Annotated in this window: 15 protein-coding genes; 12 read left to right on the forward strand and 3 right to left on the reverse strand. The window is 70.2% G+C overall.

Annotated elements, in window-relative coordinates; translation table 11 throughout:
- Positions 1-241 precede the first annotated feature (241 nt).
- The 10 genes from ACSMXV_RS23680 (at position 242) to ACSMXV_RS23725 (ending at position 9101) form a co-directional block, all read left to right on the forward strand.
- Positions 242-1177 (forward strand): Rossmann-like and DUF2520 domain-containing protein, encoded by a 936-nt coding sequence (locus ACSMXV_RS23680; protein ID WP_473173305.1) that lies wholly within the window; start codon positions 242-244, stop codon positions 1175-1177.
- Positions 1174-2163, forward strand: a complete 990-nt coding sequence (gene panC, locus ACSMXV_RS23685) for a pantoate--beta-alanine ligase (protein ID WP_473173306.1) — start codon at positions 1174-1176, stop codon at positions 2161-2163. The genes ACSMXV_RS23680 and panC overlap by 4 nt, the downstream gene beginning before the upstream one ends.
- Positions 2164-2201: 38 nt before the next feature.
- Positions 2202-4046 (forward strand): L-aspartate oxidase, encoded by a 1845-nt coding sequence (locus ACSMXV_RS23690; RefSeq protein WP_473179046.1) that lies wholly within the window; start codon positions 2202-2204, stop codon positions 4044-4046.
- Positions 4047-4051: 5 nt separating this feature from the next.
- Entirely contained in the window at positions 4052-5047 is a 996-nt protein-coding gene (nadC, locus tag ACSMXV_RS23695; protein WP_473173307.1) for a carboxylating nicotinate-nucleotide diphosphorylase, read from the forward strand.
- Between the two features lie 6 nt (positions 5048-5053).
- Entirely contained in the window at positions 5054-5851 is a 798-nt protein-coding gene (locus ACSMXV_RS23700) for a type III pantothenate kinase (protein ID WP_473173308.1), read from the forward strand.
- Between the two features lie 423 nt (positions 5852-6274).
- Positions 6275-7003 carry a hypothetical protein gene (locus ACSMXV_RS23705; protein ID WP_473173309.1) on the forward strand — a complete coding sequence of 243 codons (729 nt, stop codon included), beginning with the start codon at positions 6275-6277 and terminating at the stop codon, positions 7001-7003.
- A 273-nt stretch (positions 7004-7276) separates the two neighbouring features.
- Positions 7277-7456, forward strand: coding sequence for a hypothetical protein (locus ACSMXV_RS23710; RefSeq protein ID WP_181655950.1), 180 nt, complete (start codon positions 7277-7279; stop codon positions 7454-7456).
- Positions 7457-7576: 120 nt separating this feature from the next.
- Entirely contained in the window at positions 7577-7993 is a 417-nt protein-coding gene (locus ACSMXV_RS23715; protein ID WP_181656380.1) for a BlaI/MecI/CopY family transcriptional regulator, read from the forward strand.
- A gap of 9 nt (positions 7994-8002) precedes the next feature.
- Entirely contained in the window at positions 8003-8536 is a 534-nt protein-coding gene (locus ACSMXV_RS23720; RefSeq protein WP_181655949.1) for an amino-acid N-acetyltransferase, read from the forward strand.
- A 226-nt stretch (positions 8537-8762) separates the two neighbouring features.
- The gene (locus ACSMXV_RS23725; protein ID WP_451395956.1) at positions 8763-9101 is read left to right on the forward strand and encodes a histone-like nucleoid-structuring protein Lsr2; all 339 of its coding nucleotides are present in this window, start codon (positions 8763-8765) and stop codon (positions 9099-9101) included.
- On the opposite strand, the gene ACSMXV_RS23730 is transcribed toward ACSMXV_RS23725, so the two are convergent.
- Positions 9080-9661, reverse strand: coding sequence for an SCO3374 family protein (locus ACSMXV_RS23730; RefSeq protein WP_473173310.1), 582 nt, complete (start codon positions 9659-9661; stop codon positions 9080-9082). The two genes, ACSMXV_RS23725 and ACSMXV_RS23730, sit on opposite strands and share 22 nt — an antisense overlap.
- Positions 9662-10093: 432 nt before the next feature.
- Here ACSMXV_RS23730 and ACSMXV_RS23735 point away from each other — a divergent pair, with 432 nt between their 5' ends.
- On the forward strand, positions 10094-12622 hold the full coding sequence (locus ACSMXV_RS23735) for an ATP-dependent Clp protease ATP-binding subunit (RefSeq protein ID WP_181655946.1): 2529 nt from the start codon (positions 10094-10096) through the stop codon (positions 12620-12622).
- A gap of 174 nt (positions 12623-12796) precedes the next feature.
- Here the strand turns inward: ACSMXV_RS23735 and ACSMXV_RS23740 are convergent, their stop codons facing one another.
- Complete coding sequence (locus tag ACSMXV_RS23740; RefSeq protein ID WP_473179047.1) at positions 12797-13129, reverse strand: NACHT N-terminal Helical domain 1-containing protein; 333 nt, start codon at positions 13127-13129, stop codon at positions 12797-12799.
- Positions 13130-13781: 652 nt separating this feature from the next.
- Between ACSMXV_RS23740 and ACSMXV_RS23745 the strand changes: the two genes are divergently transcribed.
- A complete protein-coding gene (locus ACSMXV_RS23745) occupies positions 13782-14447 on the forward strand; it encodes a M23 family metallopeptidase (protein WP_473173311.1) in 666 nt (221 codons plus the stop codon).
- A gap of 83 nt (positions 14448-14530) precedes the next feature.
- Here the strand turns inward: ACSMXV_RS23745 and ACSMXV_RS23750 are convergent, their stop codons facing one another.
- Positions 14531-15112 (reverse strand): TetR/AcrR family transcriptional regulator, encoded by a 582-nt coding sequence (locus ACSMXV_RS23750; RefSeq protein WP_473173312.1) that lies wholly within the window; start codon positions 15110-15112, stop codon positions 14531-14533.
- Positions 15113-15168: the final 56 nt, after the last annotated feature.

A 15168-nucleotide genomic window follows, 5' to 3' on the forward strand; every position in this document is an offset into this window, starting at 1 on the left:
GTGCGGGACAACGTCCGCTCGGCGCTGCGCTGCGCTGCGCAGCGCGGCGAGGCGCCGCTTGCGCTTCTGCTCTGTCGGATCGGGCATCCACAGATCATGTCGTACGGCCCCAGGGGTGCCCACAGCCTGTGGACAAACCCCGAGCCTGTGGACAGAGGAAGAACCCCCCGAACCGATCGCGTTAGCATGACGAGAAATCGTCCGGTACCCCGAGCGGACTGGAACGGAAGGCCGTCGTCGAGTGAACACACCTCAACCGCCCGATCCGAAGGACCGCCCCGCGCGGCTCTCCGTCGGGGTCGTGGGAGCAGGCCGGGTCGGACCGGCGCTGGCCGCCTCCCTCCAGCTCGCCGGGCACCGCCCGGTCGCCGTCTCCGGGGTTTCCGACGCATCGAGGCGCAGGGCCGCCGCGATGCTGCCCGATGTCCCGATAGTGTCCCCTGCGGAGGTCCTGGAGCGGGCCGAGCTGGTGCTGCTGACCGTGCCCGACGACGCCCTGCCGGGCCTCGTCGAGGGCCTCGCCGAGACGGGCGCGGTGCGGCCAGGGCAGCTCCTCGTGCACACCTCCGGGCGGTACGGCGCCAAGGTGCTCGATCCCGCGCTGCGCGCCGGTGGGCTGCCCCTCGCCCTGCATCCCGCGATGACCTTCACCGGCACTCCCGTCGACGTACAGCGGCTGGCCGGATGCTCCTTCGGCGTGACCGCGCCCGAGGAACTGCGGCTCGCTGCCGAAGCGCTGGTCATCGAGATGGGCGGCGAGCCGGAGTGGATCGAGGAGGAGAACCGCCCGCTGTACCACGCGGCGCTCGCCCTCGGTGCGAACCACCTGGTCACGCTGGTCGCCGAGGCCATGGAGCTGCTGCGCGCCGCGGGCGTCGGGGCCCCGGACCGCATGCTCGGCCCGCTCCTCGGCGCCGCGCTCGACAACGCGCTGCGGTCCGGCGACGCGGCGCTCACCGGCCCTGTCGCGCGCGGGGACGCCGGCACGGTCGCGGCCCATGTCGCGGAGCTGCGCAAGCACGCGCCGGGCACCGTCGCCGGATATCTCGCCATGGCGCGGGCCACCGCCGACCGCGCGCTCGCCCACGGCCTGCTGAAGCCCGAGCTCGCAGAGGATCTGCTCGGGGTACTGGCCGATGGGGCGGACATCGACGGCGCGGACGGAGAGGTGCGATGACCACGCTGCTGCACACCGCCGAGGAACTGCGCGCACGCGCGCGTGCCGGCCGCCGGGCCGTCGTCATGACCATGGGCGCCCTGCATGAGGGGCACGCCACCCTGGTCCGCGAGGCGCGGCGGCTGGCGGGACGCGAGGGCGAGGTCGTCGTCACGGTCTTCGTCAACCCGCTGCAGTTCGGCGCGGGAGAGGACCTCGACCGCTACCCGCGCACCCTGGACGCGGATGTGAAGGTCGCCGAACAGGCGGGCGCCGACGTGGTGTTCGCCCCGTCCGTGGACGAGGTCTACCCGGGCGGCGAGCCCCAGGTGCGTATCTCCGCGGGCCCCATGGGGGAGCGCCTGGAGGGCGCGTCGCGGCCCGGGCACTTCGACGGCATGCTGACCGTCGTCGCCAAGCTGCTCCACCTCACCGCGCCCGACATGGCGCTCTACGGGCAGAAGGACGCCCAGCAGCTCGCCCTCATCCGCCGCATGGTGCGCGACCTCAACTTCGGCATGGAGATCGTGGGCGTGCCGACCGTGCGCGAGGAGGACGGGCTCGCCCTGTCCAGCCGCAACCGCTACCTCTCGCCCGCCGAGCGGCGCACCGCGCTCGCCCTCTCCCAGGCCCTCTTCGCGGGCCAGGACCGGCATGCCGCGCAGGAGGCGCTCCGCGCGCGTGCCGTTCTCGCACCGTCCACGCACGCGCGTGCCGAGGCGCTGAGCGCGCTGGGCGAGTCCCGCGCCGCCGCTGACGCCCACGCCGTCGCCACAGCCGTGCCCGGCGGCCCCGCCGCCGTCCGCGCCGCCGCCCAGCTGGTCCTCGACGAGGCGTCCCGCCTCGATCCGCCGCTCGTACTGGACTATCTCGCCCTGGTCGACCCGTCCGACTTCACGGAGGTCCCCGACGACTTCACGGGCGACGCGGTCCTCGCGGTCGCCGCGAAGGTCGGCACGACCCGGTTGATCGACAACCTTCCCCTCACCTTCGGAGCCGCCTCGTGACCGGCACAGGAACGTCATCCTCCGGGACAGGACCCGCGATAGCCCCTCCGGGCGGCACGACCACGGCGCCGGGCCGCGCCACCGGCATACGGCTGCACGCGCCCGCTCCCGGCTGGTCCCTGGCCGCCGACGTCGTGGTCGTCGGCTCCGGCGTGGCCGGACTCACCGCGGCGCTGCGCTGCGAGGCGGCGGGCCTGCAGACCGTCGTGGTCACCAAGGCCCGGCTGGACGACGGCTCCACGCGCTGGGCGCAGGGCGGCATCGCGGCCGCCCTCGGTGACGGGGACACCCCCGAGCAGCATCTGGAGGACACGCTCGTCGCGGGCGCGGGCCTGTGCGACGAGGAGGCCGTGCGCATCCTCGTCACCGAGGGCCCCGACGCGGTACGCCGTCTCATCGACACGGGCGCCCACTTCGACACATCGCCGGAGACGGGCGACATCGAGCTCACCCGCGAGGGCGGCCACCACCGCCGCCGTATCGCGCATGCGGGCGGCGACGCGACCGGCGCCGAGATCTCCCGCGCGCTCGTCGAGGCGGTACGCGCGCGTGGCGTGCGAACCGTCGAGAACGCACTCGTCCTGGACCTGCTGACGGACGCCGAGGGCCGCGCGGCCGGCGTCACGCTGCACGTCATGGGCGAGGGCCAGCACGACGGCGTCGGTGCGGTACACGCACCCGCCGTGGTCCTCGCGACCGGCGGCATGGGCCAGGTCTTCTCGGCGACGACCAACCCGTCCGTGTCGACGGGCGACGGCGTCGCGCTCGCACTGCGCGCCGGAGCCGAGGTCAGCGACCTGGAGTTCGTCCAGTTCCACCCCACGGTGCTGTTCCTCGGCGCCGACGCGGAAGGCCAGCAGCCGCTGGTCTCCGAGGCGGTACGCGGCGAGGGCGCGCACCTCGTCGACGCGGACGGCGTGCGCTTCATGGCCGGACAGCACGAACTCGCCGAGCTCGCGCCCCGGGACATCGTCGCCAAGGGCATCATGCGCCGCATGCAGGAGCAGGGCGCCGAGCACATGTACCTGGACGCCCGCCACTTCGGCGCCGAGATGTGGGAGCAGCGGTTCCCGACGATCCTCGCGGCGTGCCGCGCCCACGGCATCGACCCCGTTACCGAGCACGTCCCGGTCGCCCCGGCCGCGCACTACGCCTCCGGCGGCGTCCGCACCGACGAGCACGGCCGCACCACGGTGCCCGGCCTGTACGCGTGCGGTGAGGTCGCCTGCACCGGTGTCCACGGCGCCAACCGCCTCGCCTCCAACTCCCTCCTGGAGGGCCTCGTCTACGCGGAGCGCATCGCGGCCGACATCGCAGAGGCGGCTCGGGAAAACGGCCTCCACGCGCGCGTGCCGTCCCCCGAGGAGCACCCCGAGACGCCCGCGCACCCGCTGCTCGCGCCCGAGGCCCGGTTCGCGATCCAGAGGATCATGACCGAGGGCGCCGGAGTCCTGCGCTCCGCGGAGTCCCTGGCGCGCGCCGCCGAGGAGCTGCAGCGGCTGCACTCCGACGCGAAGGACGCCCTCGCCGAGAACGGCAAGACCGCCGAGCCCGGCGTCGACACCTGGGAGACGACCAACCTGTTGTGCGTCGCCCGCGTGCTGGTCGCCGCCGCGAGGCAGCGCGAGGAGACCCGCGGCTGCCACTGGCGCGAGGACTACGCCAACCGGGACGACGAGGTGTGGGGCCGCCACATCGTCGTACGGCTGAACCCGGACCGGTCCCTGGCCGTGCATACGACCGAGAGTGCCGCGTTCTCCCCCACCCGGCCCGGCCGGCCATTGCCGCCGCCGGCCCAGGACACCCCGGCCCCGGACCCGGCCCGGTCCCCGTCCGGCGACCTCCCCCCGACCCACCCGCAGTCCCGTCCCCAGGAGCAGTGACCGACGTGAGCACTCCCGACCTTCCCGTCTTCCCGAGCGGTGGCTGCGGCGACGGCTGCGGCTGCAGCGGCGAGGACGAGCACGACCCCATGGAGTGCGGGCTCGACCCCGCGCTCGCCCAGCTCCTGGCCGACGCCGGGCTCGACCCGGTCGAGGTCGAGGACATCGCGCACATGGCCGTCGCGGAGGACCTCGCCGGCGGCGTGGACGTCACGTCCGTCGCGACCATCCCCGAGAACGCCGTCGCGACCGGCGACTTCACCGCGCGCGAGGCGGGCACCGTCGCCGGTCTGCGTGTCGCCGAAGCCGTCCTGTCCGTCGTCTGCACCGACGAGTTCGAGGTGGAGCGGCACGTGGAGGACGGCGACCGGGTCGCCGCTGGCCAGAAGCTGCTCAGCGTCACCGCCCGTACGCGCGATCTGCTGACCGGGGAGCGCAGCGCGCTCAACCTGCTGTGCCGCCTCTCCGGCATCGCGACGGCCACGCGCGCGTGGGCGGACATCCTGGAGGGCACGAAGGCGAAGGTCCGCGACACCCGCAAGACCACGCCGGGCCTCAGGTCGCTGGAGAAGTACGCGGTGCGCTGCGGCGGCGGTGTCAACCACCGCATGTCGCTGTCCGACGCCGCGCTGGTCAAGGACAACCACGTGGTCGCCGCGGGCGGCGTGGCACAGGCCTTCAAGGCGGTGCGCGAGGAGTTCCCGGGCCTGCCGGTCGAGGTGGAGGTGGACACCCTGCACCAGCTGCGCGAGGCCGTGGACGCGGGCGCCGACCTGATCCTCCTGGACAACTTCACGCCCGGCGACACGGAGGAAGCCGTGTCGCTCGTGCACGGCCGCGCGATCCTCGAGTCCTCCGGCCGCCTCACCCTGGACAACGCCCGCGCGTACGCGGAGACGGGCGTCGACTACCTGGCGGTGGGGGCCCTCACGCACTCCTCGCCGATCCTCGACATCGGCCTGGACCTGCGGGAGGCCCCGGCCGCGACGGAGGCGGAGTAAAACCACATGCTTCTCACCATCGACGTGGGTAACACCCACACCGTGCTGGGGCTTTTCGACGGCGAGGACATCGTCGAGCACTGGCGTATCTCCACCGAGGCCCGTCGCACCGCCGACGAGCTCGCCGTCCTGCTCAACGGCCTCATGGGCATGCACCCGCTCCTCGGCGAGGAGCTCGGCGACGGCATCGACGGCATCGCGATCTGCTCGACCGTCCCGTCGGTCCTGCACGAGCTGCGCGAGGTCACCCGCCGGTACTACGGCGACGTGCCCGCCGTCCTGGTCGAGCCCGGCATCAAGACCGGCGTGCCGATCCTGATGGACAACCCCAAGGAGGTCGGCGCCGACCGCATCATCAACGCGGTCGCGGCGGTCGAGCTCTACGGGGGCCCGGCGATCGTGGTCGACTTCGGCACGGCGACGACGTTCGACGCGGTCTCCGCGCGCGGGGAGTACGCCGGCGGCGTCATCGCCCCCGGCATCGAGATCTCGGTCGAGGCACTCGGCGTCCGAGGCGCGCAGCTCCGCAAGATCGAGATCGCGCGCCCGCGGAGTGTGATCGGCAAGAACACCGTGGAGGCCATGCAGTCGGGCATCATCTACGGCTTCGCGGGGCAGGTCGACGGTGTCGTGAACCGGATGGCCCGTGAGCTCGCCGGCGATCCGGACGACGTCACGGTCATCGCCACCGGTGGGCTTGCGCCGATGGTTCTCGGCGAGGCCTCGACCATCGACGAACACGAGCCGTGGCTGACGCTAATCGGGCTCCGCCTGGTCTACGAACGCAACGTTTCCCGCACCTGACGGCGCGCCCGGTCCCCCGTACCGGGGGCTGGGGCACCGTCCACGCCACCCGCCGTCGTCGGTTGCGCCCCCCCCGCCGTGCTGCATGCCATACGCCACGTGACCCGCCGTCGTGGTTTGTGCCCACCTCCCCCGGCCACCGCTGGGAGGTGCCCCAGCCCTGCGGAACGCCTGCCCACAACGGACCGGCGCGGCCCGACCCGGCCACCGACAGGTGGCGCACCAGCCGACCGCCAGCGGGTAGCCGCGTGCGCGCCTGGACCCGCCACCGGCAGGTGGCGCCCCCGCCCCGCTCCGCCGCCGTCGGCGGCCGATGGCAGCCACGGGAACCCCGTAATGGCAGCCACGGGAACCCCGTAGGAGAGCCACGCCCAGGATTGGGCGAAAGCTGGCTTTTGTCTGATTAGCGCGTATCGTCAGGCCATGCCCACGCCTTACGGATCCCGCGGTGGCATGGCGTTCGGTGCGGAGGAGCTGCGTGTGCTCCGACGTGCCCTCGCTCTTGCCCTTCACCCCAGCTCCGTCTCCGCCGAGGACGTCCAGGCCTGCCTGCGCCTCGCCGAGTCCGTCGATGAGGCGGTCCGCGAGGGCGACCGGCTCTGCGCCTTCCTGGTGGCGGACCTCGCCCGCTACCGGGCCGCGCTCCCGGGCAGCGCCATCGGCTATCTCGCGCTGCTGGAGGACGCCCTGAACACCGGCCACCAGCCGGGCCCGGAGGACGTCACGGCCCTCCGCGCACTGGGTGCCAACGGCAACCCCGTCGCCGGGGCCCTCCTCGACCGCTGCCCCGGCCACACCGATCAGGCCGCAGCCGAGACCGTACGGGACGACACCGCCGTACGCGGCGACACCGCCGTGCGCGGCGAGCCCGCGGCAGCTCGGCAGACAGCTCGGCAGCCAGGCCGCCAGACGTCGGCGGCCGCCACGGCGGGGCGCCCGCGCCCGTTCCTGGCCGCCACCCCCCGTATCCGCCTGCTGGCCCTCCCCGGCGGCCGCGCCGCCGCCAAGGAACCGGCGAAGCCGAAGCCGGAGCAGCCCCCGGCCGAGCGCCCCGCCCCGCAGCGCCCCGTGCCGACCCCGGCCGAGGTCTTCCCTCCCAAGCGCAAGCCCGCGCCACCGCCCGCCCCACCGCAGAAGCTCGCCGCTGTCTAAGCGGCCCCGGGGAAGTTCAGGCACGCCCCCACGCCCCACGCCGCCCGGCACGCTCCCTCACTGCCTTAAGGGCGTGGGAGGTGTCCCCACTCGCCGCACCGGCCAAAGGCCCGGGTAGTTCCTCCCCCATTGCCTTAAGGGCATGGGAGGGGCCCATCGAGGGCCTTCGTCCGGCACGCCGAGAGCACGCACCGGCTGTTGACACAAGCCGCTGCCGCGGCGGCGCGGGAACGCACCCGCACTTCCCCGGCACCGCTTAGCTACCCTGGGGGCATGGAATACGTCTCCGCGCTCTTGCCCCCGGTAGTGATGGCAGTGTTCTTCACCGGCCTGGTGGTGACGATCGTGAAGTCCCAGGGCGGCGCCAACAAGGCCAAGGAGGACGCGGCCGTCGACGCCGCCATCGCGCGTGCCGAGGCCGCCCGTCCGACCCGTGGGCCCGGCGACGCCTGACCCGTCGCAGGGGCCCCAAAGCGGCGTATGGCTCGTAGCTTTTCGAGTCATACGCCCTTTTTGTTGCAGAAAAGCCACGTTCGGCGCGTCATTGGCGGCTTCTCCCACTATTGTTCTGGTGTGCCTCGCCCATTGGGAGAACTCGAAGACGCGGTCATGACGCGGGTGTGGAAGTGGAACCGCCCGGTGACCGTTCGAGAAGTCCTGGAAGATCTCCAGCAGGAGCGGTCGATCGCGTACACCACCGTGATGACCGTTTTGGACAATCTCCATCAGAAGGGCTGGGTACGCCGCGAGGCGGAAGGCCGCGCCTATCGATATGAGGCGGTCTCCACACGTGCCGCCTACGCCGCCGCACTCATGAACGAAGCCTGGTCGCAGAGCGACAACGCGGCCGCCGCACTCGTCGCCTTCTTCGGCATGATGTCGCCGGAACAGCGCGAGGCACTACGCGCGGCCATCCGCATCGTGCAAGGCCCCGAGATCCTGGAAGGCCGGGAGAGCCCCGGTTCAGCGGAGGGTGAGGCCGGGCGATAGCGTCCGCTCATGCCAGCAGAGTCACCGGAAGCCACCGCTAAAGCCGTCACCGTGCGCAGGGCACGCACCGCGGATGTACCGGCCGTACGCCGTCTCCTCGACTCGTACGTCCGTCAGCGGATCCTGCTCGACAAAGCGACCGTGACGCTTTACGAGGACATCCAGGAGTTCTGGGTGGCGGAACGCGACGACAACGCGGAGGTCGTCGGTTGCGGTGCCCTGCATGTGATGTGGGAAGACCTCGCAGAAGTCCGCACACTCGCCGTGAACCCCGTGGTCAGGGGTGCGGGGGTCGGACATCAGTTGCTGGAGAAGCTGCTCCAGACCGCCCGCTGGCTCGGTGTTCGCCGCGTATTCTGCCTCACCTTCGAAGTGGAGTTCTTCGCCAAGCACGGCTTCGTGGAGATCGGCGAGACGCCCGTCGACACAGATGTCTACAGCGAGCTGTTGCGTTCCTATGACGAGGGCGTCGCGGAGTTCCTCGGTCTCGAACGAGTGAAACCGAACACCTTGGGCAACAGTCGGATGCTTCTGCATCTGTGATCATCGGGCGCTATTCCAAGCCGGACCCTGTTCCCGGGTGCCCTATGTCCGAAACGCGCACGTTTCCAGGCGTCCTTGGGTCCCCGGTCTCTGTCAGGGGTTTGTGTTTTTCCGGGAAAAGCGGTTTGCTTTCCGACGTACTGCAGCACTGCATATAACAGGGGCCGGCGAATCAGCGGCTGAAGCCGCAGGCCCCGGTCCTGAAGTTTCGATGAAAGGAAATCCGGTGGCACAGAAGGTTCAGGTCCTTCTTGTCGATGACCTCGACGGCGGCGAGGCGGACGAGACCGTGACGTTCGCGCTGGACGGCAAGACGTACGAGATCGACCTCACCACCGCCAATGCCGACAAGCTCCGCGGACTGCTGGAGCCCTTCGTCAAGGGCGGTCGTCGTACCGGAGGCCGCGGCGCCGGCGCCCGCGGCAAGGCACGCGCAGCAGCGTCCGGCGGCAGCCAGGACACCGCACAGATCCGCGCCTGGGCGAAGGAGAACGGCTACGAGGTCAACGACCGCGGCCGTGTCCCCGCAACCATCCGTGAGGCCTACGAGAAGGCCAACGCCTGAGCGCTCAGACGCCGCAGCCGGGCCCGGTGGCACTCCGTCGCCGCCGCGTCCACCAGTCGTACGAGATCGAGAGCGGGGGCGCCCCCACCGCCCCCCAGCGAAGCCAGGGCCGGCAGCGCCGGTTCCGCCTCGCGACCTGACTCGGGGGGCCGCAACCAGCGGGCGGCCCCCGGCGAGCCCGGCCACCCCGGGGGCGTCGGCGCGTCGATCCGCCCGCCCGCCCCGATCGCGGTGAGATCCCGGGCGAGAGCGCCCCACTCCAGCCAGTCGAGCAGCCCCGGCAGCTCCTCGGCGCTTCCCGCGGCCACCAGCAGCCGCATCACCGGCCCCTGCAGTGCCACCGGGCACCGCGGCGCGAGCCGCCCCAGGACCGCGTGACCCGCATCTGCGGGCATTTCCATTACGTCGAAGCGCAGCCCCGTCAGCAGCTGCACCGGCGTCCCCTCGGGCGTCCCCTCGGCCACCGCCCAGCCCAGTTCGTGCTCGTACCAATGCCGTACCGGATCGGCCGGGCGGCTCGGGTGGACCGGGCGCGAAGGAGGGGGGACCGTAGGAACCATGCAAGGAGCAACCCCAGGGAGTGGCTCTGAGTTACGCAAGGTGGTGTGATCGATGCGCAGAGTATCCGTGGTGGGGGCGTGTGGATGCATGCGGGCGCGCAAGGTTGTTCGCCCGTAGCGGAGGGAACCGGGGCACGCCGCATGGAGTGTCAGTCGTTACGGGTAAGACATCCCTAGTGGGGAGGGGCGACACGCAGTGTTGGGGCGTCTCGCGTTCGCCATCGGCGTACTGGCGGCGTGGGTAACTACCTGGCCTGCGGGAACATCGTCTCGCACCATCGGGTTGGAGCAGTTGTCGGCGTTCCGGGTTGGGAGGCCAAGGACGGGTGTCGGCAGTTGGAATGAGCGGTCCCCGCTTGCGGGACTAAGCTGCGGAAGGACAGGGAGGGGAGCGTCCCCTTACTGCCTGACCGCTCTGAGGAGCGATTAACGATGTTCGAGAGGTTCACCGACCGCGCGCGGCGGGTTGTCGTCCTGGCTCAGGAAGAAGCCCGGATGCTCAACCACAACTACATCGGCACCGAGCACATCCTCCTGGGCCTGATCCACGAGGGTGAGGGTGTCGCCGCTAAGGCCCTGGAGAGCCTCGGGATTTCGCTCGAGGCGGTCCGCCAGCAGGTGGAGGAGATCATCGGCCAGGGCCAGCAGGCTCCGTCCGGGCACATCCCCTTCACCCCCCGTGCCAAGAAGGTCCTGGAGCTGTCGCTCCGCGAGGCCCTTCAGCTGGGCCACAACTACATCGGCACGGAGCACATCCTGCTCGGCCTGATCCGTGAGGGCGAGGGCGTCGCCGCCCAGGTCCTGGTCAAGCTGGGCGCAGACCTCAACCGGGTGCGGCAGCAGGTCATCCAGCTGCTCTCCGGATACCAGGGCAAGGAGACCGCCGCCGCCGGTGGTCCTGCCGAGGGCACCCCCTCCACGTCCCTGGTCCTCGACCAGTTCGGCCGGAACCTCACCCAGGCCGCGCGCGAGTCCAAGCTCGACCCGGTCATCGGGCGCGAGAAGGAGATCGAGCGGGTCATGCAGGTGCTGTCCCGCCGTACCAAGAACAACCCCGTGCTCATCGGCGAGCCCGGCGTCGGCAAGACCGCCGTCGTCGAGGGCCTGGCGCAGGCCATCGTCAAGGGCGAGGTGCCCGAGACCCTCAAGGACAAGCACCTCTACACCCTCGACCTGGGCGCCCTGGTCGCCGGCTCCCGGTACCGCGGTGACTTCGAGGAGCGCCTGAAGAAGGTGCTCAAGGAGATCCGCACCCGCGGCGACATCATCCTGTTCATCGACGAGCTGCACACGCTGGTCGGTGCGGGTGCCGCCGAGGGCGCCATCGACGCCGCTTCGATCCTGAAGCCGATGCTGGCCCGCGGTGAGCTCCAGACGATCGGTGCGACCACGCTCGACGAGTACCGCAAGCACCTGGAGAAGGACGCCGCGCTCGAGCGCCGCTTCCAGCCCATCCAGGTCGCGGAGCCGTCGCTGCCGCACACCATCGAGATCCTCAAGGGCCTGCGCGACCGTTACGAGGCGCACCACCGCGTCTCCATCACGGACGAGGCCCTGGTCCAGGCCGCCACGCTGGCCGACCGGTACATCTCGGACCGCTTCCTGCCGGACAAGGCGATCGACCTGATCGACGAGGCCGGTTCCCGGATGCGTATCCGCCGGATGACCGCTCCGCCGGACCTCCGCGAGTTCGACGAGAAGATCGCGGCCGTGCGCCGGGACAAGGAGTCGGCGATCGACTCCCAGGACTTCGAGAAGGCGGCCTCTCTCCGCGACAAGGAGAAGCAGCTGCTCTCGGCGAAGACCAAGCGGGAGAAGGAGTGGAAGGCCGGCGACATGGACGTCGTCGCCGAGGTCGACGGCGAGCTGATCGCCGAGGTCCTCGCCACCGCCACCGGCATCCCGGTCTTCAAGCTGACCGAGGAGGAGTCCTCGCGTCTGCTGCGCATGGAGGACGAGCTCCACAAGCGGGTCATCGGCCAGAAGGACGCCATCAAGGCGCTCTCGCAGGCCATCCGTCGTACGCGTGCGGGTCTGAAGGACCCGAAGCGTCCCGGTGGCTCGTTCATCTTCGCCGGCCCCTCGGGTGTCGGTAAGACGGAGCTGTCGAAGACCCTCGCGGAATTCCTCTTCGGTGACGAGGACGCGCTGATCTCCCTCGACATGTCGGAGTTCAGCGAGAAGCACACGGTGTCGCGTCTCTTCGGTTCGCCCCCCGGCTACGTGGGCTACGAAGAGGGCGGCCAGCTGACCGAGAAGGTCCGCCGCAAGCCGTTCTCCGTCGTCCTGTTCGACGAGGTGGAGAAGGCCCACCCGGACATCTTCAACAGCCTGCTGCAGATCCTGGAGGACGGTCGCCTGACCGACTCCCAGGGCCGGGTCGTGGACTTCAAGAACACGGTCATCATCATGACGACCAACCTCGGCACCCGGGACATCTCCAAGGGCTTCAACCTCGGCTTCGCCGCCGCGGGTGACACGAAGACCAACTACGAGCGCATGAAGGCCAAGGTCAACGACGAGCTGAAGCAGCACTTCCGCCCGGAGTTCCTGAACCGTGTCGACGACACGGTGGTCTTCCACCAGCTCACCGAGGAAGACATCATCCAGATCGTCGACCTCATGATCGCCAAGGTGGACGAGCGCCTGAAGGACCGCGACATGGGCATCGAGCTCAGCTCGACCGCCAAGTCGCTCCTGGCGAAGAAGGGCTACGACCCCGTTCTGGGCGCCCGGCCGCTGCGTCGGACGATCCAGCGCGAGATCGAGGACCTGCTCTCCGAGAAGATCCTCTTCGGCGAGCTGCGCCCCGGCCACATCGTGGTCGTCGACACGGAGGGCGAGGGCGAGGCCCGCAAGTTCACCTTCCGCGGCGAGGAGAAGTCGGCCCTGCCGGACGTGCCGCCGGTCGAGTCGGCGGCGGGCGGCGGCTCGGGTCCGAACCTGAGCAAGGACGCGTGACGCTCGCGCTGAGCTGAGCGCCGGAAGGGGCCGGCCCCGGAACTTCGGTTCCGGGGCCGGCCCCTTTTTGCGTTACAGCACGCTGTGGATTTCCCTGACCCTGTGTCTGCCCGGAAGAGGCCGGTGATGTGCTCGGGGAGCGCTGTCCCGTCCTCGTCCGAAGCCAGGACGAATTCATTCGACCGACCGCAGATTCGGGAAGATTACGGGCAGCTCGAACGCCGCGTCCCGGTCGCCCGGTAACGGCGTCCGGGCGATCAGCGCGTCGACCTTCGCGATGAGCTCGGCCTGGCGACGGCTCTGCTCGACGAGCGCCCGGGGCACGAACGCCGACCGCCAGGCCCGCATGGCCGAGCTCCACGCCTGTACGTCGGTCATGGTGAGGTCGCCGAGAGCGTGCAGGGTCCTGGCGAGGGCGTGTGCGGCGGCCTCTTCCTCGTCGGTGAGGAAGGGGCGCTCGCCCGTACGCAGGGCTCGCGCGACCAGTTCGGCGGCGAGCTTCGTCAGGTCCCTCTCGTCGAGGGTGCGTTGCGCTTCTCGCCCTTGAACGAGACATAGCCGAGATGCGGGTCCGCTTCTCTACGAGCCCCGCGCCCGGTCCCTCGCTCACGAAGAGCTTCTTGATCAGCGGGGTGACCACGCTCGATGCCAGCCCCCTGCAGGAAAGGCGAATTCGAGTAGCCCAGGTCACATATTCCAAGGAGCGCCGAGTAATGCAGGTCACATTCCCATGAGTAGTGCAGGTCACATTTCCCGGTGCGGGATCTTGCCTTTCGGTGACATGGCACACAGCCGTTTTGTCCGTTACTAGGCGGAATAGTGGTTGATGGAGTGGGGTCGGCCTGGATTCCCGTTCTGGATCAGGGTCGGGAATCGGCCGATGCGGCCGGAAGATCTAGGAGCATCCATGTTTGAGCGTTGTGTACCGACTGCCAAGTGCGTTTAAACCTCGTCCAGGTAAGAGGTTCTTGCGATGATTTGGGACGTTTTGGTGGCCTGACGGGGGATGTCAAGAGGTCCAGAATGTGATGTTTTCCTACGAGGAAGGCTAGTAGAAAGGGGTTTTGGGCGGGATCGATGGAGTGGGTTACCAATGTGGAGTCCCGACCGGCACATGGCTTTTAGGTGCTGGATTCGCTTAAGCCCGGAGGTATCCCGAATGTCCAAGCTCGCCACGTCCCGTATCCCCGGTTCGTCCCTGCTTCGTACGCGGGCGGCCGTCGTAGCCGTCAGCCTGGGAGCCTCGGCGTTCCTCGGTTCCGGGGTCGCGGCTGCTGCGGACACCGTCACCGCCTCCGCGCTGCCCAAGACCACCGCCGCTTCCGTCGCCGCGCAGGCCGAGGCCCAGGCCAAGGCCGCCACCGCCGCCCAGACGTCGGTCACCGAGGCCGCTGCCAAGAAGGCCCGCGGCTGGGTCGTCCCGGTCAAGGGCTACACGCTCTCCGCGAGCTACGCCCAGAGCGGCGGCATGTGGGCGGCCAAGCACTCCGGCCAGGACTTCGCGGTGCGCACCGGCACCCCGGTCGCCGCCGCCGGCAGCGGCACCGTCGTCAAGGCCGGCCCGAACGGCGCCGGTGACGGCCCGGCGTACGGCAACGCCATCGTGATCAAGCACGGCAACGGCACGTACTCGCAGTACGCGCACCTGTCGAAGGTCAACGTGCGGGTCGGCCAGGCCGTGAAGGCCGGGCAGAAGATCGCCCTGTCGGGCAACACCGGCAACTCCAGCGGCCCGCACCTGCACTTCGAGATCCGCACCACCCCGAACTACGGTTCCGCGATCAACCCGGCGGCCTTCCTGCGTGCGCACGGCGTCGCCCTCTGATCGCCGCTGATCACGGCTGATCACCGTTGACGGATCGCCGCCGGCCGCTCACCGGATGACCGCGGCGAACCCCGTCCGACGACTCAGGCGCCCGAGTGGGCCTGCGTCACCAGATCGATGGCGACCTCGAGGACAGCCTTGCGCTTGTCCTCGGGGTCGCCTACGACGTCCCTGAGGGCGAACAAGCCGGCGTGGATCGAGAACAGGGCGCTGATGCAGCGGACCTGGTCGGTCAGCGGGGCGTCGGGTTCCTTGATGATGTCCAGCAGGGCGATCATGCGGTCCTTGAACATCTCGCCGATGCTCAGTTCGCGCACCGTCGCCTGGTTCTCCTGCATGAAGCGGAAGAGCGGGGCCGCATCGGTCAGGGCCGAGCTGTAGCGGCGCAGCACCTCCTGCTTCGTCTCCAGGGTGTGCGGTTGCTCCTTGCCCCACTTGATCAGCTCGTCCAGGGGCCTCGTCAGATCCTCGAAGATGCTGATGAGGATGTCTTCCTTGGTCTTGAAGTGGTAGTAGAGCGCCGCCTTCGTGACCTCCAGGCGCTCGGCGATCTCGCGCAGTGAGGTCTTCTCGTAGCCCTGGGCCGAGAAGAGTTCGAGCGCCACGTCCTGGATGCGCTGGCGCGTGTCCCCTCGGCGCTGCTGCTTGCTCCCCGTGCTGCCCATGGCGGCTGCTCCTCGCACTCCTCGGAAACGGTCCTGCCGGCCGGATCGCAATCCGC

This window comes from Streptomyces sp. DSM 42067 (assembly GCF_055792885.1).

Coding starts and splice junctions, on each gene's coding strand:
- panC (WP_473173306.1), top strand. CDS start 1,174: ATGACCACGCTGCTGCACACCGCCGAGGAACTGCGCGCACGCGCGCGT.
- ACSMXV_RS23700 (WP_473173308.1), top strand. CDS start 5,054: ATGCTTCTCACCATCGACGTGGGTAACACCCACACCGTGCTGGGGCTT.
- ACSMXV_RS23705 (WP_473173309.1), top strand. CDS start 6,275: ATGCCCACGCCTTACGGATCCCGCGGTGGCATGGCGTTCGGTGCGGAG.
- ACSMXV_RS23710 (WP_181655950.1), top strand. CDS start 7,277: ATGGAATACGTCTCCGCGCTCTTGCCCCCGGTAGTGATGGCAGTGTTC.
- ACSMXV_RS23720 (WP_181655949.1), top strand. CDS start 8,003: ATGCCAGCAGAGTCACCGGAAGCCACCGCTAAAGCCGTCACCGTGCGC.
- ACSMXV_RS23730 (WP_473173310.1), bottom strand. CDS start 9,661: ATGGTTCCTACGGTCCCCCCTCCTTCGCGCCCGGTCCACCCGAGCCGC.
- ACSMXV_RS23735 (WP_181655946.1), top strand. CDS start 10,094: ATGTTCGAGAGGTTCACCGACCGCGCGCGGCGGGTTGTCGTCCTGGCT.
- ACSMXV_RS23745 (WP_473173311.1), top strand. CDS start 13,782: ATGTCCAAGCTCGCCACGTCCCGTATCCCCGGTTCGTCCCTGCTTCGT.
- ACSMXV_RS23750 (WP_473173312.1), bottom strand. CDS start 15,112: ATGGGCAGCACGGGGAGCAAGCAGCAGCGCCGAGGGGACACGCGCCAG.